This window comes from Epilithonimonas sp. KH_059 (assembly GCF_057838485.1).
This window is the reverse complement of sequence record NZ_CM174468.1, coordinates 1,536,980-1,560,621: the sequence shown is the minus strand read 5'-3', so window position 1 is coordinate 1,560,621 and position 23,642 is coordinate 1,536,980. Positions and strand designations below refer to the sequence as shown.

General features: G+C 39.4%; 22 protein-coding genes. 6 read left to right on the top strand and 16 right to left on the bottom strand.

Annotated features, from left to right (window positions below; translation table 11 throughout):
- Nucleotides 1–54: 54 nt before the first annotated feature.
- Nucleotides 55–1,086 carry a GDP-mannose 4,6-dehydratase gene (locus tag AC3IRX_RS07345; RefSeq protein ID WP_489209333.1) on the bottom strand — a complete coding sequence of 344 codons (1,032 nt, stop codon included), beginning with the start codon at nucleotides 1,084–1,086 and terminating at the stop codon, nucleotides 55–57.
- Between the two features lie 77 nt (nucleotides 1,087–1,163).
- Between AC3IRX_RS07345 and AC3IRX_RS07340 the strand changes: the two genes are divergently transcribed.
- Both AC3IRX_RS07340 and AC3IRX_RS07335 read left to right on the top strand, forming a co-directional pair.
- A complete protein-coding gene (locus AC3IRX_RS07340; RefSeq protein ID WP_489209332.1) occupies nucleotides 1,164–1,964 on the top strand; it encodes a DUF2797 domain-containing protein in 801 nt (266 codons plus the stop codon).
- A gap of 85 nt (nucleotides 1,965–2,049) precedes the next feature.
- Nucleotides 2,050–4,701, top strand: a complete 2,652-nt coding sequence (locus AC3IRX_RS07335) for an AsmA family protein (protein WP_489209331.1) — start codon at nucleotides 2,050–2,052, stop codon at nucleotides 4,699–4,701.
- A gap of 46 nt (nucleotides 4,702–4,747) precedes the next feature.
- On the opposite strand, the gene AC3IRX_RS07330 is transcribed toward AC3IRX_RS07335, so the two are convergent.
- Both AC3IRX_RS07330 and AC3IRX_RS07325 read right to left on the bottom strand, forming a co-directional pair.
- Entirely contained in the window at nucleotides 4,748–5,098 is a 351-nt protein-coding gene (locus AC3IRX_RS07330) for a hypothetical protein (protein WP_489209329.1), read from the bottom strand.
- A gap of 180 nt (nucleotides 5,099–5,278) precedes the next feature.
- Nucleotides 5,279–7,399: a prolyl oligopeptidase family serine peptidase gene (locus AC3IRX_RS07325; RefSeq protein ID WP_489209327.1), complete on the bottom strand. Its 2,121-nt coding sequence runs from the start codon at nucleotides 7,397–7,399 to the stop codon at nucleotides 5,279–5,281.
- A gap of 108 nt (nucleotides 7,400–7,507) precedes the next feature.
- On the opposite strand from AC3IRX_RS07325, the gene AC3IRX_RS07320 reads away from it, so the two are divergent.
- The gene (locus AC3IRX_RS07320; RefSeq protein ID WP_489209325.1) at nucleotides 7,508–7,702 is read left to right on the top strand and encodes a hypothetical protein; all 195 of its coding nucleotides are present in this window, start codon (nucleotides 7,508–7,510) and stop codon (nucleotides 7,700–7,702) included.
- A 37-nt stretch (nucleotides 7,703–7,739) separates the two neighbouring features.
- On the opposite strand, the gene AC3IRX_RS07315 is transcribed toward AC3IRX_RS07320, so the two are convergent.
- Nucleotides 7,740–8,288 carry a hypothetical protein gene (locus tag AC3IRX_RS07315; RefSeq protein ID WP_489209324.1) on the bottom strand — a complete coding sequence of 183 codons (549 nt, stop codon included), beginning with the start codon at nucleotides 8,286–8,288 and terminating at the stop codon, nucleotides 7,740–7,742.
- A gap of 107 nt (nucleotides 8,289–8,395) precedes the next feature.
- Here AC3IRX_RS07315 and mnmA point away from each other — a divergent pair, with 107 nt between their 5' ends.
- Complete coding sequence (gene mnmA / locus AC3IRX_RS07310; RefSeq protein WP_489209322.1) at nucleotides 8,396–9,583, top strand: tRNA 2-thiouridine(34) synthase MnmA; 1,188 nt, start codon at nucleotides 8,396–8,398, stop codon at nucleotides 9,581–9,583.
- Nucleotides 9,584–9,588: 5 nt separating this feature from the next.
- Here mnmA and AC3IRX_RS07305 read toward each other — a convergent pair whose 3' ends face one another.
- From AC3IRX_RS07305 to AC3IRX_RS07285, 5 genes are all read right to left on the bottom strand, one after another.
- The gene (locus tag AC3IRX_RS07305) at nucleotides 9,589–10,341 is read right to left on the bottom strand and encodes a LytR/AlgR family response regulator transcription factor (RefSeq protein ID WP_489209320.1); all 753 of its coding nucleotides are present in this window, start codon (nucleotides 10,339–10,341) and stop codon (nucleotides 9,589–9,591) included.
- Nucleotides 10,331–10,630 (bottom strand): 2TM domain-containing protein, encoded by a 300-nt coding sequence (locus AC3IRX_RS07300; RefSeq protein WP_489209318.1) that lies wholly within the window; start codon nucleotides 10,628–10,630, stop codon nucleotides 10,331–10,333. Before AC3IRX_RS07300 ends, AC3IRX_RS07305 begins: the two co-directional genes overlap by 11 nt.
- On the bottom strand, nucleotides 10,627–10,947 hold the full coding sequence (locus tag AC3IRX_RS07295; protein WP_489209316.1) for a 2TM domain-containing protein: 321 nt from the start codon (nucleotides 10,945–10,947) through the stop codon (nucleotides 10,627–10,629). The genes AC3IRX_RS07300 and AC3IRX_RS07295 overlap by 4 nt, the downstream gene beginning before the upstream one ends.
- Nucleotides 10,938–12,263 (bottom strand): 2TM domain-containing protein, encoded by a 1,326-nt coding sequence (locus tag AC3IRX_RS07290; RefSeq protein WP_489209315.1) that lies wholly within the window; start codon nucleotides 12,261–12,263, stop codon nucleotides 10,938–10,940. The genes AC3IRX_RS07295 and AC3IRX_RS07290 overlap by 10 nt, the downstream gene beginning before the upstream one ends.
- A gap of 316 nt (nucleotides 12,264–12,579) precedes the next feature.
- Complete coding sequence (locus tag AC3IRX_RS07285; RefSeq protein WP_489209313.1) at nucleotides 12,580–13,224, bottom strand: tetratricopeptide repeat protein; 645 nt, start codon at nucleotides 13,222–13,224, stop codon at nucleotides 12,580–12,582.
- A 322-nt stretch (nucleotides 13,225–13,546) separates the two neighbouring features.
- Here AC3IRX_RS07285 and AC3IRX_RS07280 point away from each other — a divergent pair, with 322 nt between their 5' ends.
- Entirely contained in the window at nucleotides 13,547–14,053 is a 507-nt protein-coding gene (locus AC3IRX_RS07280; RefSeq protein ID WP_489209311.1) for a superoxide dismutase family protein, read from the top strand.
- Between the two features lie 50 nt (nucleotides 14,054–14,103).
- On the opposite strand, the gene AC3IRX_RS07275 is transcribed toward AC3IRX_RS07280, so the two are convergent.
- Genes AC3IRX_RS07275 through AC3IRX_RS07260 form a run of 4 tightly spaced genes read right to left on the bottom strand, consistent with a single transcriptional unit; the run spans nucleotide 14,104 to nucleotide 18,411 of the window.
- Nucleotides 14,104–15,036: a S66 peptidase family protein gene (locus AC3IRX_RS07275; protein ID WP_489209310.1), complete on the bottom strand. Its 933-nt coding sequence runs from the start codon at nucleotides 15,034–15,036 to the stop codon at nucleotides 14,104–14,106.
- Between the two features lie 47 nt (nucleotides 15,037–15,083).
- Nucleotides 15,084–15,773, bottom strand: coding sequence for a LysE family translocator (locus tag AC3IRX_RS07270; protein ID WP_489209308.1), 690 nt, complete (start codon nucleotides 15,771–15,773; stop codon nucleotides 15,084–15,086).
- A gap of 35 nt (nucleotides 15,774–15,808) precedes the next feature.
- Nucleotides 15,809–17,962 carry a ribonuclease R gene (gene rnr, locus AC3IRX_RS07265; protein WP_489209306.1) on the bottom strand — a complete coding sequence of 718 codons (2,154 nt, stop codon included), beginning with the start codon at nucleotides 17,960–17,962 and terminating at the stop codon, nucleotides 15,809–15,811.
- A 20-nt stretch (nucleotides 17,963–17,982) separates the two neighbouring features.
- Nucleotides 17,983–18,411 (bottom strand): RpiB/LacA/LacB family sugar-phosphate isomerase, encoded by a 429-nt coding sequence (locus AC3IRX_RS07260; protein ID WP_489209305.1) that lies wholly within the window; start codon nucleotides 18,409–18,411, stop codon nucleotides 17,983–17,985.
- 654 nt (nucleotides 18,412–19,065) lie between these two features.
- On the opposite strand from AC3IRX_RS07260, the gene AC3IRX_RS07255 reads away from it, so the two are divergent.
- Nucleotides 19,066–20,256, top strand: a complete 1,191-nt coding sequence (locus tag AC3IRX_RS07255; RefSeq protein ID WP_489209303.1) for a phosphoglycerate kinase — start codon at nucleotides 19,066–19,068, stop codon at nucleotides 20,254–20,256.
- A 112-nt stretch (nucleotides 20,257–20,368) separates the two neighbouring features.
- Here the strand turns inward: AC3IRX_RS07255 and AC3IRX_RS07250 are convergent, their stop codons facing one another.
- The 3 genes from AC3IRX_RS07250 to ybeY all read right to left on the bottom strand — a co-directional run bounded on the left by AC3IRX_RS07250 (nucleotide 20,369) and on the right by ybeY (nucleotide 23,642).
- Nucleotides 20,369–21,196, bottom strand: coding sequence for a class I SAM-dependent methyltransferase (locus tag AC3IRX_RS07250; protein ID WP_489209301.1), 828 nt, complete (start codon nucleotides 21,194–21,196; stop codon nucleotides 20,369–20,371).
- Between the two features lie 50 nt (nucleotides 21,197–21,246).
- Nucleotides 21,247–23,109: a tRNA uridine-5-carboxymethylaminomethyl(34) synthesis enzyme MnmG gene (gene mnmG / locus AC3IRX_RS07245; RefSeq protein WP_489209299.1), complete on the bottom strand. Its 1,863-nt coding sequence runs from the start codon at nucleotides 23,107–23,109 to the stop codon at nucleotides 21,247–21,249.
- Nucleotides 23,110–23,234: 125 nt separating this feature from the next.
- Nucleotides 23,235–23,642, bottom strand: coding sequence for an rRNA maturation RNase YbeY (gene ybeY, locus AC3IRX_RS07240; protein WP_489209297.1), 408 nt, complete (start codon nucleotides 23,640–23,642; stop codon nucleotides 23,235–23,237).

Genomic DNA, 23,642 nt, shown 5'->3' with positions numbered 1-23,642 from the left:
TTCCATTTGGGAAAAGAGTAATTCGAAAAAGTACGATTACACCCTATTTACAGACTATTGGAGAGGTTTTCTCAAAAACCATTCCACAAATTTTTTTATGCCATTTTGGAAGTTTGTGCCCGGGGAATAGTCCATTAACGCCTTTGCTTTGTCAATATTGGCATGCGTCCTTTCCACATCACCCGGCTGCATTGGCAATTGCTTTTTCTGTGCTTTGATCTCCAAGGTGGATTCTAGGGTCCCTACCATCTCATTTAGTGAAACGACCTGGTTCTCTCCTAAATTTACAATCTCATAGAGGGGGGAACGGGCTTCGAGATAGCCTAGAGCCTTTATAATCCCATCAATGATATCCTCTATATACGTGTAATCTCTCGAGGTCTCTCCCTCTCCAAAAAAAGGTATTTCCTCTTTATTTTGAATCAACTGAGCGAATTTATGAATGGCTAAATCCGGCCTTTGACGGGGCCCATAGACGGTAAAGAACCTCAAATGGATCATATCCATTCCATACAAATGATGGTATACATGCCCTAAAATTTCCGTGCTTCGTTTGCTAGCCGCATAAGGGGAAATTGGCAAATCCACTGCATCCGTCTCTGTAAACGGAACTTTCTTGTTGTTTCCATAGACACTAGAGGAGGAGGCGTTTAAAAACTTTTTAATTCCAAACTCCTTGCATAGTTCCCACAAATTTGTCGTGCCGATAACGTTTACTTGCTGGTATTCAATTGGGTTTTCGATGCTGGGGCGAACGCCAGCGAGCGCAGCCAAATGAATAACGGCCTGAAGAGGAACCTGACGAAATAGTTCTCGAAGGGATTCTAGGTCTCTTATGTCCACTACCGCTAAACGATAATTTTCAGACAGAACCTGAGTCTGAAGTTTATCTAAATCGGCTTCTTTAGATTCAAATGCAAATTCAGTGTCTCTACCAAGGGATAATAAAGTATTTTGAACTTTTATTTTATAGTCATAAAAATCGTCGAAATTGTCAACATTAATGACAGAATGTCCATTTTTGAGTAAAGTCTCGATAAGGTGCGATCCAATGAATCCACTTCCACCGGTTACTAAATAAGTCATAGCGGGTATTTAGCTACAAAAATAAGAAATTTAGCATGGCAAATCTTTAATCCTTACTTTTACTTAAAATTTACGAAATGCACTTTGAAGGCCAACTAATAAAAATGATCGCTCAAAACGCGAGCCCCATTCAATACTACCTCAACCTATCGCACGATCTCATTCATATGAATTCTTTGATTGGCAAATCTGTAGAAATATCGCACCTTGGCTATCAATGCGTAAACTGCCAGCGTGAGGAGAAAATTTTTAGAATGGGCTTTTGCAAAAAATGCTTCTTTGAAAGTCCTTACACGAGTGAGTCCATTATTCGTCCTGAACTATCCAAAGCCCATCTGGGGGAAGGAGAAAGAGACCTCGAAGTGGAAAAATCAATTCAACTCGTGCCTCACATCGTCTATTTAGCCTATACAGGGGAGGTCAAAGTCGGCGTAACACGGGAGTCGCAGGTTCCCACTCGGTGGATTGACCAAGGAGCTACTTTTGCCCTTCCTATTGCGAGAACAGAAAATCGATATGAGGCCGGAATGATTGAGGTCGCTCTCAAGTCGAAATTGTCTGATAAAACCAACTACCGAAGAATGCTTAAGGACGAGTATGAAGACGATCTCGATCTTACAAAGTTCAGAAGTGAAGTTAGGGAGCTGTTCCCCACTGAATATGCGAAATTCTTTAATGCAGAACAGGATCTCTGGAAACTAGACTATCCTTACGAAGCTCCCGAAAAGGTAACTACGATCTCACTCGAGAAAAAGGCCTCCTTTACTTCGGTCCTAAAAGGAATAAAAGGCCAGTATCTAGCCTTTGAAGGCGGCTCTGTTTTAAACGTGCGAGCACACGAAGGATTTGTCATTGCATTAGAAACGAAAAAAGAATAAGAATTATTTCAAAGAAATAGGAAAAGAATAGGGATTGGCAAGAGAATAGCTATTATTTTTGTTCTAAACACAAGTGCTCTTATCCATGACGAATAAAAAAAACGTCCGAAGAATTTTACTCACGGTAGGGCTACTCGCTCTTGCCGTCGTACTAATAAACCTTGGATTCAACTTATTTTTGAAGTATAAGTTACCCACTTATATCCAAAACAATTCTGATTATATCCTTTCCTATGAGTCTCTCAACGTGGAACTCGGGAATGGGTCCGTTCACCTTGAAAATTTAGAAATCGCATCTAAAAACCCGGCGAACAAGGACGTAATAGGCCTAAACGGAAGCGTAAAATCGGTTTACGTTAGTCAGCTCGGAATTTGGAAGGCCGTCACGGGAAGATCCATTCAGGCCTCCTCGTTAGTGTTAAACTCCCCTAACTTACAAGTCACCTTAGCCAAACCAAGAGATAGCAAAACCGGAAAAAAAAGAAGTCCGATGCCGTTTCGAAATATTACCATAGAAAACGGCAATATTAAAGTCATCAAGCCCGCAGGGGAAAGATTTCTAGAGGTGGAAGATCTGAACTTGCAAGTCATAAATCTTCAACTGTCAGAAAAAGGAATTGAAAATAAGCTTCCCGTTGTCTTCGACAAGTACGACATACAGGGAAATAAGTTTTATTTCCAACTCGAGGAGCTTTATGCAATTCAAGCAAACCATATCACGACGAAAGACGGGAAAATGAGCATTAAAGGATTTGAATTGGTGCCTTCTGTCAGCTATGAAAACTTTTTAACATTGTATCCAAAAAAGCCAAACTTGCTTTCTGTGAAGTCCCGTGAGTTAAACTTTAGTGATTTAGCCCTTAAAAAAAACACGTTCTCTTTGTCTAGAGCTGAATTTATAGACCCTGTCATCACAATCCGATCCAATAGGTCCGCCGTAAAGGCTGAGAAAAAACCTTTCCAATTTATTCTCGACTTGCAAGATGTGGAACTAAAAAATGCCAAGGTAAATCTGTTAAAGCCAAACGGGCTGACCGCTTTCTCTGCCGGACAGCTTGATTTGGAGATCCATAAACTACGGATGGACGAAAAATCAGCGCAAGGGAGAATTCCATTCACTTATGCTGACTTTTTGATTTCTGCCAAAGACCTTAGAGTTCAAAATGACAACCAAAACCTGCACATTGCAAGTGCGAAGGTGGATCCGAAGAAAGTAGATTTACAAAATTTACGATTTACCAAGGCCTCTACGAACCTAGCGAAAGCACAGACCGAAGGCAAGTTAAACCTCGTAAGCCTTTCGCTTGAATCTTGGGAATTCATTAACCGAAAACTCGCCTTAACCGCAAACTCCCTTCTTGTGCAAGGAGCAGACCTTAAGGTCTATTTACCTTCCACAAAAAACCCTAAAAAACCAGCGCCGATTACAGGACTCGATTTCCCTTTAACCATTAAGAAGATCTCACTTAAAGATTCCAATTTGGACCTCGTGAAAGAAGGAAACTCTCAAACAATCAAAGGAATAGCCGCAAACCTATTCGATTTTAAGATTACTAAGGAAAGTTCCAAAAAGAAAGTTCCTTTCGTAATAGGCAAATACGACATTTCCTTTGCGCAGTACCATTCCAATTTAAATAAGACTTACCGCTTGAAAACGGGACCACTCTCTTGGACGAATTACGGACTTCAAATCGAGAATTTCGAATACAAACCTCTGGTTTCCAGGGTTCAGTTTATTTCTAGGATTCCGGTTGAGAAAGACTTGTACGACCTCAGCGTGAAAAAAATTCAATTTAAAGGTCGCCTAGAACTTCTTCAGGATAAAAAATTCGTGGAGGGAGCTAGTTTGAAATTAAGTGGTGTGGATGCCTCGATCTTCCGAAGCAAAATTCCCCCGGATGACCTCACCATAAAACCAATGTATTCGGCTCTACTTCGAAAAATAAAGATCCCACTGCATATCCAAAACCTAGACATCGTGGATTCAAGATTGGTCTATGAAGAAGACACTAAAAAGAGTGACGGTCCAGGAAAATTGGTGTTCGGAAACTTAAACCTGCATTTAGACAATCTAAATTCAGGACAGACGAAATCCACTCAAATACCCATTACCATTCATACGCGATTTATGGACGTGTCTCCCATGGTCGTAAATTGGAAGCTGGATACAGGCTCCTCTAACGATCAATTTTCGATCCAAGGAAGTGTTTCAGAACTTCCCGCCTCAAGTATAAATAGTTTTGTAGAACCTTATTTGAAAATACAAACAACAGGGTATATCAAAGAGCTCGATTTTGCTTTTACTGGGAATCGATCCCTTTTGAACGGAAATGTACAGATGAAGCATCAGAACCTTAAAGTTTCGATCCTTAAGAGTACAGGAGAAAAGGATAAACTCTTATCCGCAGTGGCCAATCTCCTCGTAAAATCCAATTCTGGAGTCTATCCGGAAACGGTATCGGTCGATGATGTACAGCGCGACCAGACCAAATCCTTTTTCAATTTTTTCTGGCAAGGAATTCAAGAAGGGCTTAAAAAGACTTTGATTGGAACCAATGTGGAAAAACAAGAAGTCGCGGCAAAGAAAACAATGGAAACCACCAAAAACACGGTGGAAGCGGTAAAATCAGACGTTCAAAACGTGAAGAAAGAATTGAACGAGAAAATCAATGCTAAGAAGGAGAAGCCAAAGAAAAAGGGCCTTTTCCAGGTGTTCAAGAAAAAAAAGAAGGAATAATGCACAGCATTACTCCTTCCTAGCTCTCGTTTATAAAATCCTTGAATTATAGAGCATCAAAATTCAAGGATTCATCTTCCTCCGTGCAAATCTCTCGAATAAAATTATCAAACTCTTCTCCTGGGTAATTGCTCTCGGCCCCGTAGGAATCAATCAATATTCCACGACGTCCACCCTTTTCTTGGGCTACATACAAAACGGCATTGTCATCAGGATTGCTATCCCCTTCAAATCGGTAGGATCTAACAATAATAAGATCTGTGGGCTCAAACGTTTCGGTTCCTTGGTCTAGCACCATCTCTCCTTTTTCATTCATTCTAAACTCCGAGTGGATCCCGCGCTCACGCAGTTTGTTCATGACTTCACTCAAGGTTTTCATTGGTTTAAATTCTGACATATTAAGTATTTTTGGTTTGTGATTACTGAGTATACATCAAATTTAGTGCAAAAAGGACTAATTCAGAGCAATAATTCCAATTATGACCTTTTGATAGGGTACTGCCTAAGAGTGGAGCGAACAAAAAAGCAGGTGCTCTAAAAGAACACCTGCTTATAGGATCTTACTCAAACAATCAAATTAATTGTCAAGTTTTGTAATTCCCATTTCACTTAAAGTGAAACTTAATTTGTCAGCATTTTCATTAATCATTTGATCCGTCGATCTACCTGCCCCGTGTCCCCCATTGGTTTCAATACGAAGTAGAATGGGTTTGTCACAGCCTTGTTTGGCTTGAAGCTCGGCTCCAAACTTAAATGAGTGTGCAGGCACTACGCGGTCGTCATGGTCGCCCGTTGTAATCATGGTAGAAGGATAACATGCATTCTCAGCCACATTGTGAAGAGGGGAATACGATTTTAGGTATTCAAACATTTCTTTGCTGTCCTCGGCCGTACCATAATCGTAAGCCCAACCGGCGCCTGCGGTAAATTTATTGTATCGTAGCATGTCCAAAACGCCTACAGCGGGTAGTGCTACCCTTGCTAAATCAGGACGCATGGTCATGGTGGCTCCCACTAAGAGTCCGCCATTGGAACCCCCTGAAATTGCCATATAATCTTTCGAGGTGTATCCTTTGCTTTGCAAATACTCACCTGCGGCAATAAAATCATTAAACACATTCTTTTTCTGAAGTTTGGTTCCGGCATCATGCCATTTTTTACCGTATTCTCCTCCACCACGAATGTTAGGTACTGCATATACCCCTCCATTGTCCATCCAAACTGCATTAACCACGGAAAAACCTGGAGTTAAGCTGATGTTGAAACCTCCATATCCGTAAAGAATGGTTGGGTTTTTTCCGTCCATTTTAAGTCCTTTCTTGTAGGAAATAATCATCGGCACTTTGGTGCCATCTTTGGAGGTATAGAAAACCTGTTCCGAAACATAATTGTCCGCATCGAATTTCACATTAGGCTTATAATAAACCTCTGATTTTCCCGTCGCAACATTAAATTTGTATGTGGTTCCCGGTGTGATATAGTTACTAAATGAATAGTAAAGATCTTTGTCCTCCGCTTTCCCGTAAAAACCTCCTGCGGACCCTTTTCCTGGAAGAGTGATCTCACGAATGAGTTTACCTGTATAGTCGTACTGCTTAACGACGGAGACTGCATCCTTAATGTAGCTTGCAAAAAGATTTCCGCCTCCGCTGGAAATTCCAAGTACGTCCGAGGTTTCCTTAATTAGATCCGTCCATTTCGTGGGCGTATTTATATTCGCAGTGACCACACGCTGATTCGGCGCACCTTTGTCGGTAAGCAAATAAAGGGTATCTCCTTTGGAATCAATGAAATTGGTATTGTAGTCATATCCTGTTTGAATCGGAACAAAATCCGCCTTTGAACCGATCTTTTTAATGTATAACTCATTGCCATTGGTGGCATTGGCAGCGGAAAGAATTAAATACTGTTGGTCATCTGAGACCCCTACATTCATGTAGCGTCTTTTAAAATCCTCACCTCCAATAATCAGTTCGTCCTTTTTTTGCTCGGTACCTAGTTTATGAAAATAAACTTTGTGCGTGTCTGTCTTCGCTGATAGTGCACTTCCTTCAGGCTTATCATAGCTAGAGTAGAAAAATCCTTCTTCTCCAAGCCAAGAAGCTCCACTAAATTTCACATCTTGAATCGTTTGATCGATCACCTGGTTTTTATCTACATCAAGAATAATGATTTTGTTCCAATCACTACCTCCTTCCGAGATAGAATAAGCGGCAAGTTTCCCGCTCTTATTAAAGGAAAGACCTGCAAGTGAAGTCGTTCCGTCTTTCGAAAACGTATTCGGGTCTAGAAAGACCTCGGTCTTCCCATTCTTATCGGTACGATAAATCACGGACTGCGCTTGAAGTCCATCATTTTTTGAAAAGTAAGTGTAATCACCCTCCTTATACGGAGCTCCTACCCTTTCATAGTTCCAAATTTCTTTTAATTGGTTTTTTATTTCCTGGCGGAAAGGTATTTTCGATAAATAATTATCGGTATACGCAGCCTGAGATTTCACCCAAGCTTGGGTGTCAGTAGCCATATCATCTTCTAACCATCGGTAGGGATCGGCAACGTTTTGCCCAAAATAAACGTCTACCACATCGGTTTTCTTAGTTTCTGGATACATACTCGTGTTTTCTCCTGATGAAGTTTGTGCTGTACAGGAAGCAAGGAATGCAACTCCTGAAGTCATAAACAGTGATTTTAAGTTCATTATTATACAATTTGACCAAAAATACATTTTTTTTAACAAATTTTATACGTTCCATGGAATAGAAAGGAACATAATTTGCAAGTTAGTCAAGAGATAAATCTCACGAAAATGAAAATCGAAACAAAAGTATTAATTGCAAGCACACTAGGATTAGCCGCTGTATTCGGAATTACCTTCTTTAAAAAGTTATTTACAACGGAGATGGAATCGAATTGCTATTACGACGAATTTCATAAACAGTTTTCGAAAACAGAACCTAAAGAAGAACTCCAACACGGTGTGGAGTATCTCTCCGTGCGTTAGTTCGAAGTGGAATTAGATCACTTCAACCCCTACCCTTTTAAAGTCCAATAATCACTCCAACCGTGGGCGAAAACCCACTGGAGAACACAGAACTATTCTTCTTGTAGAGCACGTTATACATTCCTCCGATTTGAAGGTAGGAACCTCTTGCTATGGGCTGAGCATACCCTAATCCAAACCAAAGGGAGGGCTCAGAGTCCGATATTTTTTGAGAAGTCGCTTTGTCCTTCTGACTCACAAAATAATGTTCGTACTTGGACGAAAGATAAAAATTAGGAAGCACAAAATAATTTAAAAAGGGTCCAACGCCGGCAATCGAGGTTGAGAAATACTTTGAGTTCTGCCACATAAAATTCGTACCTAATCCACCCTGCAATGCGGGGGTTAGCCAATACCCAACTTTGGGGGAAAGGGATAATGCCGTGCTGGAGCTTCCGCTTCCAAAGGATCCCCCGAGACCCACAGATCCACCAAGTGTCCATCGAGAAGGAGCTTGCTCCTGCTCTTGGGAGTAAGACTCTTGGGCAAGGCTGTACGCAAACAGATGCACCAAAACCAAAAGAGATATTTTCTGTAAATTTTTCATTTGTTGTTTTTTAAATTGTCTATTCCTGTCTTTCGTTCCATGAATCACAAAACCGACCTTTTGAATAATTAAGTCGTAAATTTGCAAAAATATTTTTTAGTATTCACATGAAAATAGTAGTTGGACTTTCTGGAGGTGTAGACTCATCCGTTGCCGCTTACCTGCTTCAGCAGCAAGGGCACGACGTGGTGGGGTTATTCATGCGCAATTGGAACGATGCTTCCGTTACCTTAGAGGATGAATGTCCTTGGATTGAGGACAGCAATGACGCTCTGCTTGTAGCACAAAAACTAGGAATTCCATTCCAAGTGATTGACATGAGTGACTTGTACAAAGAGCGCATCGTGGACTACATGTTTGAAGAATACCAAAAAGGTCGTACTCCCAACCCAGACATTCTGTGCAACCGTGAAGTAAAATTCGATGTCTTTCTAGATACCGCTTTGTCTCTTGGTGCAGACAAAGTCGCGACGGGCCATTATGCACGGTTAGACTTCACAAAGGATGCGGAAGGAAATGAAATTTACAGACTTTTAGAAGGAATAGACGCCAACAAGGACCAAAGCTATTTCTTATGCCAGCTTAACCAAGACCAGCTTTCTAAAGCCGTTTTTCCCATTGGAGAATTGACCAAACCTCAAGTGCGTGAAATTGCTAAAAAATTAGATTTGGTCACTGCAGAAAAAAAAGATTCACAAGGTTTGTGTTTCATTGGCAAAGTGAGCCTACCTGAATTTTTAAAGCAGCAGCTAGAGCCAAAAGAAGGGGAGATCGTGGAGATTTTCAAAGACCATCCCATTTTTCAGAAAGAACTTCCTTCGTTTGAAAAGAAAACGCAGGAGCTCGAATATTTATCCGAGAAAATCACCTATCAGAAACCGGAAGGGAAAGTCATTGGAAAACACCAAGGTGCTCAGTACTATACGATCGGACAAAGCAAAGGTTTAGGGATTGGCGGACACAAAGAAAGTTGTTTTATCCTCTCTCGCGATATGGAAAACAACATACTCTATGTGGGAGAAGGAAAAGACTTCCCTGGCCTATTTCAAAAAGTGATTAAAGTGACTCCTCAAGAAATTCACTGGATTCGTCCAGACTTAAGTTTAAATGTAGGAGAATCTATGGAGGTAATGGCTAGAATCCGATACCGTCAACCCTTAAGTAAAGCCACGCTTTACCAAGAGGAGTCAGGACTGTATGTTGAATTTGAAACCCCTCAATCTGCTGTAGCGGAAGGTCAATTCGTGGCATGGTATCAAGGAGAGGAGCTTATTGGAAGTGGTGTTATAAATTAAAAAGCTTACGCTTCCAGCCAAGCTTTAAAATCCTTTACCCGTTCCCTACTCACAATGATTTCTTCATGCGATTGAGCCTGCATTTCTACTTTGAATTGGGGTGAGGTATGAATGTTTTGAATCGCTTCCAATCGAATGATTGTTTGTCTATTGACCCGAAAAAAAACGGCGGGATCTAAATTCTCTTGCAGTTCCTCAAGTGTAAAATCAGTAGGAAAAGTCCTCTCTAACGTTTGGGCATAGACCGTCTTATTTTCGCTATAAAAATAACCTATCTCTTCCACAGGGATGACCTTTAAATTGTATCCTATTTTTACTAAAATTCTGGAGAGTGAGGCTCTTGGAGTACTAATTAATTCGCGGAAATTTAAATCCGCATAATGCTGCTCTTGGGGTGCAAATTTTCGATACTTTTCAATAGCACATTCTAATTCGAGTTTTCCAATGGGTTTAAGCAAATAATCAATCGAATTGAGTTTGAATGCTCGTAAGGTATAATTATCAAAGGCGGTCGTGTAAATAATAAAACTCTGGGTGGGTATTTGATCAAAGATGTCAAACGAGACGCCATCTCCCAGTACAATGTCTGAAAAGATCAGATCGGGATGTGGGTTATTTTTAAAATAATCCACTCCCTCCTCCACAGAGTGCAGCACTGCAACCAGCTCCAAATCAGGAAACAAGCTAATAAGTCTTTCTAGCTTTCGTGCGGCTGGTTTTTCGTCTTCAATAATGAGCGTTTTGGTCTTACGTTGCATCTTTCCTAGCTTTTTCCTTTCGTATCAATTCTTCAATTTTCCTCTCCTCCCATTTGCTTCCCAGGATAAATTTAGGAATAAATACGGAACAGCCATGGGCAAGCAGGCCAATTCCCCAAAATCCTAGTCCCCAAAAGGCACTGAAATCTTCCTCACCCTCATGAATCAAATAAGGAAGAAGGGTCAAAAACACCAAAACGGTTAAATAGACCTGCAAATGAATGTAGAAGCCTTTTATTTTCCGTACTTGTCTTTTCGCAGTTTGGTAGCTTTGATCTGAACTCATCATCCTTGTTTGTTTTTAGTAGTGTATTTCTCTATTCGTTTTAGTTCCTTTTCTAGCTGCCTATCTTCCCAATGACGGAAAAAAGGAATGTAAAGAAAAAGTCCAAACAAAATCAAAAATAGTCCCCATACGGTCAGAAGCCAACCGTTTAAAAAGGGGCCCAGTGTAAAAAAGGGTTCACCATTTCTATTGAAAAGGTACACTAAAACGATAATCACGTACCCTAAGAGCATAAAATAGTAAGTCTTTAGATTCTTTACTCGCGTCTTTGCTTTGCGGTATTCGAGCGACTTCTGCGGTTGTTGATTCGTTATTTCCATTGGTTCGTATTTTCATTATCTTTTTTCATATACTTTTTAATCTGTCGCTCTTCCCAATCGCGTCCAATCCAAAAAATGTGGATCGCATGGGATACCACGCCGATTCCCCACCCTAGCATGGGCCAAAATGCCCACCAGTAGTTAGGCGAGGTTCTCCAATTGATAAAAAACAAAAAAGGAATGAAAATGCAGTAGGATATTAGATTTCCATAGAACCCTTTCAGTTCTTCCACTCGTTTTTTAGCTTGTTTGTAGGAAGTATCTTCCGTATATTCATAGGTTTGCATTGCTGTAATTTTTTTAGTTAATAAGGGTATTTTTACTTTAAACTTTTCTTCCGATTTTTCAATGTATACATTCCGTGAGGTTAAAAGTGCGTAGCGCTGGACTATATTGCTCAGCCCGATTCCTTGGCGCTCTTTCGATTGTTCTCTAGGCTGATAATTATTCTCGACGCATAAGAACCCCTCCTCTGAATAGATTCTTATACGTAGCGGTCGAGTTTCCGTTGCAAAATTGTGCTTGATGCTATTCTCTAACAAAAGTTGCAAAGAGAGTGGGACTACAAAGGCTTCTAAAGTTTTTTCGTTCACGTCAAATTCAAATTGCACACTGTCTTCAAAACGCGTTTTAAGAAGCTCACAATACGTTTTCGCAAATTCAATTTCCTCCTGTGTGCTTACTAATTCTTTGTCCTTTTGCTCCAAAACATACCGGTATACTTTCGACATCGAATCCGTGAACTTTTGTGCCGATTCAGCGTTTTCTTCAATAAGGGCGCTCAATACATTTAGAGAATTGAAAAGAAAATGAGGATCTAACTGGTTTTTCAAACTCTCAAATTGTGCATTGGCCGCTGAGGCAATGATTTTTTGCTCCACAACCTCACTCCGAGTATTTCTTTTGAGGGCCTTGACAAATCCATTAATATGCAATACGGCGGTAACTAGCAGTGCTATATTGATGATAAACCAGTGTCGAACATTCATTTCCCCATTGAAAAAATGGGAAGGATCCTCTCCTTGAATCACAATGAAATTCAGATAATTGCAAAGCAGAACAAGGACTATATTAACCACAAGGGTCAAAAGTATACCAAGGGTTACTCGCTTCCCTGTATTTTTTGCCCATGAAAACTTCTGATTCAAAAACGTATTTAAAACAGCGTTACTTACGCCAAGTATTACGGTATACATTAAACATACGCCAAGGGTAAGTCCAAGATTCGCAACGGTCCTGTCAGGAGTAAGAAACCCAAACAAGAGGCTCGAGAGTATCAGAGTAATAAGGAGTATGTTACGAAGGGTTTTAGACATTTTAAATAGCGTTTAAGTAAAGATACATTTTAATTGGAATTGGTTTTTAGGGTATCGTTGGATTGTAACCAGGGTTTTAGACTCGCGTGATAGAACAAATGAAAAATCACAAAATGTCCGTAGACGGTGAGAAGGTAGACCGAGATGAGAAATTTTTCTTGTGAGGGCTCATGCGTTCTGCAGAGCAGAATCAGAAGCACAAGTACGACACTGTGAACCCATACCCTACTCGAGAATCTCCGAGTCCATGTATTTGCTTTCCTAATAATGACTTGTTCTAGCATACAATATAGGTTTTGGTTCGTACTTCGCTACTTTAAGGTTTCGAATTTAAGAAATGCTGAGCCTCAGACTTACCCCAATTTGGAGCGTTCTTTCCTTTTGCCTGATAGGAATCAAACTGTTCTATGGATTTTGCAAAGAGCTCAAGTCCTTTTGATTTGCTGCCCCCATACTCCTCTGGAGTATAATACAAATCTTCGGCACGCAAGAGCGTAATCCTAGGATTGGTCGGATCGATTTTTTCTGCCTTTTCTAAAGACTGGTCACCGAGCATACTCTCGCTTGCATATCTCTCCATGGGATTAACCATTAACCTAAGTCCATGAATCATCTTTTTCAAAATATAGAGTTCAGGATTTTCAGGCTGTAGGTCCATTGCTTTCGTTACATAGCTCTCTGCTTTGTCTGCATAGGGGTCTAATTCTCCAATCTTACCCTCCATCATAAGGCTTCTACCCATACGTATTTGTGCCAAGGCGGCATAATAGTTGGGAAGCCAATTCGAATGGTCTTGGTTAGCCAGAGAAGCAAACTCACTGGATAACTTCTGTAAGTCCTCAAAGGAAGGACGCTGCTCTAATTGTTCGATTTTCTCTTGCATATTGATTTGTTCTCCTTGTTGAGCAGAAACAAAATTTAGAGAAAATAAAATTCCGGTAATAAGTAGTACATTTTTCATATTCGTCATATTTATAGAACAAAGGTATTCGCTCGAAGCTTTTTATCAAAAGCGAACCGACCGAACCGTATATTTTGTATTCTGAACCGTAAAAAATTTGTACCTGTTTTGGAAAAAGAACGCAAAGGGAGCATTTTTATATGGAAAAACCTTGTTTCCATCTGGATTTCAAACTTCTTTGAAATGGCAAAACCTCCTTTTCCCAGTATACCCCACTTACATTTATTCAAAAAACCCTTCTAAAATATCGACATCTTACTACTACTTCGCTTAATAATCAGTAAATTTAGGCTCGAGTTAATCTAATCTTAAATTTGATATTATGAAAAATTCTTCATTCCTCTTAATCGGTGCTGTACTAGCCACTGCCGTTTCTTGCGGGACGACAAAGACCTATGCAATTCAGTCTAAAAGCGATACGAATACGCAAGGTACCGTAAGCTTTACACAAAAAGCAGGCGAAGTAGAGCTAGATATGAATGTCTATAATTTGAATCCGAACAGTACGCACGCGGCTCATATTCACGAAACAGGGGATTGTTCTGCTGCGGACGGAAGCTCTGCAGGTGGACACTGGAATCCTCTTGCTAAGGACCATGGGAAATGGGGTGATTCCGATCATCATGCAGGCGATATAGGAAATTTAAACACCAATCAGGACGGGACCGCCCGTTTGGTCATGAAAACCGACAAATGGTGTGTGGGATGTGACGATCCAAGTAAAAATGTAATTGGAAAAGCGATCATTATTCACGCGAAAGCAGATGACTTCAAAACGCAACCGACTGGAAATGCAGGAGGTAGAGTTGGATGTGTCGAAATTAAATAAGACAAAGCACTTCAGGGGAACATTAGACAAAATCTGTGTTCCTCTTTTTTTTATAAGAACTCAATCTTGCATTTGGAATCGACCTTGAGTTTCACTTCGGACCCAATAATTAACGGTCTGTTATCGAAAATATGTCCGTTTGGAAAACCAAAGAGCATAGGAATGTCATAAGATTCTAATCTGCTTGCGATGAGCTCGTAGGAATATGGATCGTAGAACGATTCGTAATTCTTGTTTTGATCTTTCTTCCCCATGCTGGTCATCCCTCCTACAATCAGTCCTTTAATTTGACCAAATGCACCGGCAAGTTCTAAGCTCGTAATCATACGATCTAAAGCATAGTACTCCTCTCCTATTTCCTCTAAAAAGAGAATCTTATCTTGAAAATCAAAACTATAAGGGCTTCCAAGCAAAGCATAAACCAAGGCTAAATTACCTCCAACGATTACTCCTTCGACTTCTCCCTTTTTATTGAGTTCATGTCCTTCAACTAAATAATTAGGTTTAATGCCTTTGAAGACATCAAATATGAGCTGGTAGGACTTAGGATCTACTTGGAAACTTGAGGTCTTAATCGTTTGTCCATTGATGGAATTCCATCCCTTTTTTAGCAAATAGCTATGAATCGCGGTATTGTCAGAATACCCTACATACCATTTTGGTGTTCTAAGCGATGGGTCCAACTGAATTCCTTTGAGCAAATGCTGACAACCGTATCCTCCTCGAGTAGCCCATACCGCATCAATCGACTCCTCATTTAACGCCCAATTCAGGTCTTCTAATCGATTTTTAATGCTACCAGAATATAAGTAGCCCTCTTCATGCTCACCGAGCGCATATTGACCCAGAACAGGCTCAAACCCTTCCTCTCTTAGTAAATCTAACGTTCCTTCTAAATCCGAGGCTTTAACAGCTCCAGCGGGAGATATAATTGCGATTCGACTATTTTTACCAAGCGGCTTGTGAGCTAATTTTGACTTCATAATTTTCATTTGATTTCTCTTCCCTCCTTCCAATTTTCTCGTCTTATTTAGGGCTGCTGTTTTTGTAGCTTAATTTCCTTTTTTTGTGCTTCTTCAATCTGAGTGTCTAAACGATTAAACTTCTTGAAACTTTGTAGGAATACAACCAGACTAAAGAGTAATAATATGATTCCAACGACACGTCGTATCGTATTTGCAATGTTTTGATTTAGTTTATAGTGAAATTGCTTTGCTAGGAATATTTTCACCATATCCACACACAAATACGTTATAATGACGAGTGAAAGATAGAGTATAAAATTGTTTTGTTCAGGATATTGATTGCGTACAGAGACCACGGTGACCAACCAAAAAAGAATGACTCCAATGTTTAATAGATTGAAAATAAACCCATTAATAAAGGTCTTAAAATAATTTTGAGAAATTAAGTTTCCCTCTCCTTTGATGTGCATCTTTGTTTTGGTCAGCATCATGAAAAGACCATAGATGAATAATAGCAGCGCTGTTATTCGATAAAAACTAGGGTGTTTATCAATGAGATGGACTATATCTGAACTGGCGAAATAGGCGGCGACAATACATAGTATATCTGCGGCAATCACGCCCAAATCTAACGCTAACGCATGCCTTGGTCCTCGTAAAAAACTAGTTTCAATTAATAGAAAGAAAATAGGTCCTATGAAAACTAAACTTAGCATTATACCAAGTCCAACCGCTGATAGTATGAGTTCTATCATGAAGTAAGTCTTATATTATCAAAAGATTCTGGATGTTAATCTACAATTTTAAAATCAAGTTGTTTTCGAACTAAATTGGCTTTCATTACTTTGATTTTCACTTTATCTCCCAATTGAAATTGACGTCCATGTCTAGACCCATGAACGGAATGCGTTTTCGCATCGTATTGGTAGCTATCGTCCGTCAAATCTCTAAGTTTAATGAGTCCTTCCGCACCATTTTCTGGTATTTGAACCCAAAATCCAAAGTCTGCAACTCCAGAGATCACACCTTCGAACACTTGCCCGACATGTTTATCCATGAATTTCACTTGCATATATTTGATGCTATCACGTTCTGCATCAGCCGCTAATCGCTCTCTTGCGGAACAGTGTTTCGCTTTCTCTTCAATCTCTTCGCTATTCACAGATTTCCCGCCATCTAAATAATGCTGCAATAATCGATGGGCAATCAAATCAGGATAGCGTCGAATAGGAGACGTAAAATGAGAATAATAGGAAAAACCTAACCCGTAATGCCCAATCGGATCGGTTGAGTATATTGCCTTGCTCATGGAGCGCATGGCCAAGGTTTCGATCATATTTTCCTCCGGTTTCCCTTTCACATCTTGCAAAAGAGTATTCATACTTTCGGTGGTTTGCTTCGAATTCGAAATGTTCATTTTGTAACCAAAAGTTGAAACAAAATCACGCAAAGCTTCCAGCTTCGTAGGATCAGGATCGTCATGGATCCTGTATATAAAGGTCTTATTCGATATTTCTCCTTTCGAATTGAGTGAAATAAATTCCGATACTTTACGATTGGCAAGTAGCATGAATTCTTCAATTAAATGGTTACTATCCTTGCTTACCTTAAAGTAAACCCCAATTGGTTCGTTATTCTCATCTAAATTAAATCGCACTTCGCTTCGATCAAAGGTAATTGCACCGTTTTTAATACGCGCATCCCTTAAAATTTTAGCAAGCCTATTTAAGGTGTTGATTTCTTCATGTAAATCACCCTCTCCACTTTCAATTCGTTCTTGGGCTTCTTCATAGGAGAATCTACGGTCTGAATGGGTTACCGTTCGACCAAACCACTGGCTTTGTATTTTCGACTGATCGTCTAGCTCGAAAACAGCCGAAAAGGTATATTTATCTTCATTAGGACGAAGGGAGCAAACATCGTTGCTGAGCACCTCGGGTAGCATGGGAACGACCCGGTCAACTAAGTAGACTGAAGTGGCACGTTCATAAGCTTCCTGGTCAATTATCCCCTCGGGTTGTACATAATGGGATACATCCGCAATATGCACGCCTATTTCCCAATTTCCATTTTCTAATTTTTGAATCGAAAGTGCATCATCAAAATCCTTTGCATCTTTCGGGTCAATGGTAAAGGTCAAAACAGAGCGCATATCTCTACGCTTTGCAACTTCTTCATTTCGAATTTCTCGATCTATATGATCTGCTGCGTTTTGGACTTCAGGCGGAAACTCATAAGGGAGTCCATATTCCGCTAAGATGGAGTGGATTTCGGTCTCGTGTTCCCCAGGTGCCCCTAGAATCTGAATTACTTCTCCTTGAGGGTTTTTGTCCCCTTTGTTCCAACCTAGCATTCGAACGACCACCTTATCTCCGGAGGTCGCACCGCCAAAGTGCTCTTTCTTAATAAAAATATCGGTATTAATCACCTTTCGATCGGCGACCACAAAAGCAAAATCCTTAAGTGGGATATGTTCGAAAGTTCCAACAAACTCGGTCTTGTTCCTTTCAAGTACTTCCAGTACAGAGCCCTCAAGCTTTTTGCCTTTGTAATTGTAGGTGACAATCATTACTTTATCTCCTTGAAACGCATCTTTTACATTCTTGGAATGGATGAAGATATCGTCTTCAAACCCCTCCACTTTCACAAATGCATTTCCGGCTTGATTGAAATCAATGATACCTGTTAGCGTTCCTTGGATCTTAAGATTGACAATGTATTTTCCCTTTTCAACCTCCTTTATTCTATCTTGAGAAAGAAGTTGATGCAGAGCTTGTATTACGAGTTCTCTCTGTCTAGGGTTTTTATAGTCAATACCGTCTGAAATCTGTTTGTAATTGTAGATTTTAGAGGTTTCCCTATTCATGAATTCGAGAACTTTTTTACCAATATCTCGTAATTTCTGATTGTTCTTTTGACTAATGTATTTTGATTTTTTTGCCATTGACACGGTGGGTTATTTGCTTAACAAGAAATTTTATTGACGCGGGTTTGGTGTCTTCCGCCTTCGAATTCCGTTGTTAAAAAGGTTTCTGCGATTTCTAGAGCAAGCTCTTTTGCAATAAAACGAGCTGGAATAGCTACCATATTGCAATTATTATGCTGCTTTGCTAAACTTCCTAATGCGGGCATCCAGCAAAGAGCACATCGCACTCCTTTATGTTTGTTTGCTGTAAGTTGAACTCCTTGTCCACTTCCACAGATTAAAATACCCATTTCATTGATGCCATCTTCTACAGAACTGGCAGCGGGATGGACAAAGTCAGGATAGTCTACACTCTCCAAACCGTCTGTACCATAATCTGTAATCTGGTAACGATCTTTAAGCATCGTTTTTAAATATTCTTTGTATTCAAAACCGGCATGGTCACAAGCAATGGCAATTTTCTTCATTGTTTTCTTTTTTAATCTTCCAAATTTACAATTTTATATTCAGTCCGATATTTATCCCCACTCTAAAATTGGGCTCAATACTTTTACTAAAATATAACTATTTGATTAAATATAAGTTAAAAATCAAGGATAGATTATAAACCCCTGATAGAAACCCTTTTAACATTTTATTAGGAACTGTGTTAATAAATCATAAGAAACGTGTGAATAACTATCCAAAACTTGCTCTTGTTTTATTAGTCTAAATTGTCTACGACAGAATTAAAAAAGGATAAAGGCAATTACTTTTCCAAAATTTGACAGGAGTTATACAACGTTTGTCCATACAGATATTATCCATAGAATAAAGGACTGAAAAATTCGAGTAAATTGTGTATAACCTCGTATTTATCTAATTTTTAGATATATAAATTGTGAATTACTTGCTAGTTAGTTCCCTATAGTACGAGGTAAACTTTTTCTATAAAACTTATCCCCACAACTAACAAGACATAACAACATACAACACTTTTCTTTTTATATAAATAAAAAAATAGTGAAATACTGTTAGGTAATGTGAAGAAAGGTCTGTGATTAATTTTAGTGAGTTTGATTTTTTTTAAGACGGTGAATTGATTAGATTTGTTTTCAATTAAGCAATGAATAAAAAGCAATATGAAAACAATTAAAGATTTTGATTTTAATAACAAAAGAGCTCTAGTCCGAGTGGATTTTAACGTTCCACAGAGTGCCGATTTAAAAGTAACCGATTTAAGCCGAATTGAGGCTGCAAAACCTACGATTGATAAAATACTTAGCGATGGGGGTTCGGTTGTGCTTATGACGCATTTGGGGCGACCTAAAGGAAAGGTGAGTGAAGAGTTTTCGCTTAAAAATATTGTAAAAGATATTGAAGGAGTTTTAGGGCATAAAGTTGAATTTTGCCCCGATTGCCTTGGAGACCAAGCTGTAGAAATGACTTCGGGCTTAAAGGCCGGCGAGATTCTATTGCTTGAAAATTTAAGGTTTTATACGGAAGAAGAAAAGGGCGATGAAAATTTTGCTGAAAAGCTTTCTAAGTATGGAGACGCCTACGTAAATGATGCCTTTGGAACAGCACATCGTAACCATGCATCTACGGCTGTAATTGCGAAGTTTTTTCCTAAAACTAAATTTTTCGGTTTATTAATGGCAAAAGAATTAGAAGCTATTGATCAAGTACTCGGAAAAGGGGAAAGACCGGTGACAGCAGTTATTGGGGGATCTAAAGTTTCTTCTAAAATTACTATCATTGAAAATATGCTTGGTGCAATAGACAATCTCATTATTGGAGGAGGAATGGCCTTCACCTTTATTAAGGCTTTGGGAGGTACTATTGGAAATTCCTTAGTAGAAGAGGATAAGATGGATTTGGCTTTAGATATTTTGAAAAAGGCTAGGGCTAATAACGTTGAAGTTTGTCTTCCCATGGATGTAGTGATTGCGGATGATTTCAATAACGATGCAAACACGAAAGTGGTCGATATATATGATATTCCAGAAGGATGGATGGGACTTGATTCCGGACCTAAATCTCGAGTATTAGTACATGACACGATTGTGAATTCTAGAACCATCCTTTGGAATGGCCCACTGGGTGTTTTTGAAATGCCTTCCTTTGCAGAAGGAACGATTGCGCTAGGGGACAGTATTGCTGAAGCAACAAAGCTTGGTGCTTTTTCTCTCGTGGGAGGAGGGGATAGTGTAGCGTTTGTTAAGCAAAATAACTACGAGGATAAAGTTTCTTATGTTTCAACAGGTGGAGGAGCGATGCTAGAAAGTTTGGAAGGTTTAGAATTGCCTGGAGTAGCTGCGATCATGCATTAAAAAATTTTACATAGAAAAGGTAAGGCCGGAGACATTTAAATAATCTCCGGCCTTCTTTTTTTCTTTTTTCTTAAAAATTCACTAAAAATTCGCTTTCAGAAATAGGTCAAATTTAAACGTTCTCTGTTTTTTCGATAATATATATCAGACTGGAATAATCGTTTGTTTTTAAGGCTTTAAAATTAGAAATTACTCCAATAAGACCTCCCGAAAGGATTGCAAATGGATTTTTTTTGTATTTTTCACTCAGAATCGAAATATAAATGGAATCGAGTAGGAGAGGTTTGATTTGTTTTAGTTTCCAAGAGTTTGAATTAAATTTGGATTCGATCCCAGTTTTTGAAAAATGGTAAAGATGTCTTGGTACATCGTATGCAGCCCAATAGGATTTGTAATGCTGCGCATCGTACGATTTGTAATTGGGAAGTGCTAAGATTAGTAAACCGTTTGGTTTCAGTTTGTTATACAATTTATTTATTATATCCTCCTGATTTTCAATATGTTCTAGTACATGCCATAAAGTAATGACATCCAAAGAAGAATTTGGTAAATCTTCGAGGTCTGTAACGAGATGGGTTTTCTTAAGTTTATTTTTCGCTGCTTCACTTGCTACTTTCGAGGGTTCATAGCCATACGTTATAAAATCCTCTTCAATGGTTTTTAGAAACTCACCTGCACCGCATCCATAATCGAGTACACTTGCATTTTTAAAACTAAGCGAGGCAACTATATTTCGCTTGTAATTGAGATTAAAGGATTGAACGAATTTGTAGATTCTTTCTTTTAAGCTTCCGTTATCTTGGTGATGCGATATGTATTTTGGACTTTGGTAATATCTATTTAATTGAGAGGGGATAGGCCACGTCTTTTTGATACCACAGGTATCCGTATCTTTTATTTCAAATTCCTCTTGAGTAAGAAAATGATCTTTAACCTGCATTTGTTTTGTTTTTCAATTTCAAATGAATTGTTTCACGTGAAACAATTTAATTATCTTCCTAAATAAATAAGCAGCACATTAATGTCGGCAGGGGAGACTCCACTGATTCTAGAAGCTTGAGCAATGGTACGGGGTTGTACCGCTTGTAGCTTAATTTTTGCTTCTGCAGAGAGAGAGGCTATTTTAGTATAGTCGAAGTCTTCATGGATTTTGATGTTTTCCATTCGGGAAAGCTTCGCTACATTTTCGCGTTCCTTGTCTATATACCCTTTGTATTTTATATTGATTTCTGCTTGCTCACGAACTTCCTGCTGAAAGTCTCTTGAGAACTCTTGAATGAAATCGATTTCATCAAGTTTTTCTAAACTCATATTGGGTCTCGTAAGGATCTGTGCAGCCTTGTAGGCTTGATCCACAGGAGACGATTCGATCGATTCTAAAATAGGGTTGATCACACCTGGTTTAAGGGATGTTTCCCGTAAAAAGGCTTCTAGTTCTTGGGATTTCTCTATTTTTTCTTGAACTCTTTCGAGACGCTCTTGTGAAGCTAATCCAAAGTCAAATGATTTTTGTGTTAGTCTAATATCTGCGTTGTCTTGACGAAGCAGAAGTCTGTATTCTGCTCTCGAAGTAAACATTCTGTAGGGTTCTTCTGTTCCTTTTGTGATAAGGTCGTCGATAAGTACACCTATGTAGGCCTCGTTTCTGTTAAGAATTACTTCTGGTTTACCATGCACCTTGTTGTGTGCATTGATTCCAGCCATTAGTCCTTGTCCCGCGGCTTCTTCGTAGCCTGTGGTTCCGTTGATTTGACCTGCAAAATAGAGGTTTTCTACTAATTTGGTTTCTAAGGTATGCTGGAGTTGAGTAGGAGGGAAGTAATCGTATTCGATGGCATATCCGGGACGGAATACTTTTACGTTTTCAAAACCTGGAATGTGCTTCATTGCCTTCACTTGAATGTCTTCGGGGAGAGAGGAACTGAATCCATTTACATACACTTCAACCGTTTTCCAACCTTCAGGTTCTACGAATAGTTGATGCCTTGTACGTTCGGCAAATCTGTTGATTTTATCTTCAATACTCGGACAATATCTTGGGCCAATGCTTTGGATGGTTCCGTTAAACATGGGACTTCTATCAAAGCCTTCACGTAGTATTTCATGTACTTTTTCGTTGGTATACGTAATGTGGCAGCTTCTTTGGGTTGTCAAAGGATCACTAGGCAAGTAGGAGAATTTCTGTGGATTTGGATCTCCCGGCTGTTCTTCCATTTTGCTATAATCTAGACTTCTTCCGTCTACTCGAGGAGGAGTTCCGGTTTTCATTCGACCGCTTGTAAAGCCTAAGGATACGAGCTGTTCTGTGATACCAAATGCTTTGGGTTCACCCATACGTCCACCTCCGAGCTGTTTATCCCCTACGTGGATAAGTCCGTTTAGGAAGGTACCGTTGGTAAGTACAACCGATTTTGATTTGATTTCAATACCAAGAGATGTAATGACTCCAGATACTTTGTTATTTTCTATCAAGAGGCTTTTCACCATGTCTTGAAAGAAGTCTAGGTTCGGCGTATTCTCCAAAGCCAGTCTCCATTCCTGGGCAAAAAGCATGCGGTCATTCTGGGTTCTAGGAGACCACATTGCAGGACCCTTTGATAGGTTTAGCATCTTAAATTGGATGGCAGACTTATCCGCTATGATACCGGAGTAACCACCCATGGCATCGATTTCACGTACGATTTGTCCTTTTGCAATACCTCCCATTGCTGGGTTGCAGCTCATTTGACCTATCGTTTGCATATTCATGGTAACCAGTAGCGTTTTGGACCCCATGTTTGCTGCAGCCGCTGCCGCTTCGCATCCAGCATGACCTCCGCCCACTACTATTACATCGTATATTTCACTAATCATAATTTCCAATCTATTGGATTAAATATCTAATGTTTCACGTGAAACATTAGATTCTAACTTTGAGAAGTGCAGGTATAAATGCAGAGATTCAGGAGTACAAAATTTCCTAAATATAAATACAATCCTTATCGCTTCTCAAGATAGAAGTTTTCTTTAGCGCGCATTTGAGCTTCCTCTTCTTCGGTTTTGTCCTTATATCCACAAAGGTGGAGTAGGCCGTGAGCAAGCACTCTGTGCAATTCTTGGTCGTAAGTTGTTGATAATGACTTTGAATTTTCTAAAACGCGGGGCAAAGATACGAAAATATCTGCGTTTATAAGGCTACCCTTTACATAGTCAAAGGTTATGATATCCGTGTAATAATCGTGTTGCAAATAGGTTTTGTTAATAGAGAGTAGGTATTCATCGTCACAGAATATGTACGATATTTCGCCAACTTTTTTGCCTTCTTGCTCAACTAATGACGTTAACCACTCAGTTGTGGAGTTCTCGATATCCAAAGAAGGGATCTGTTCAAAAAAATAGTTTATCAT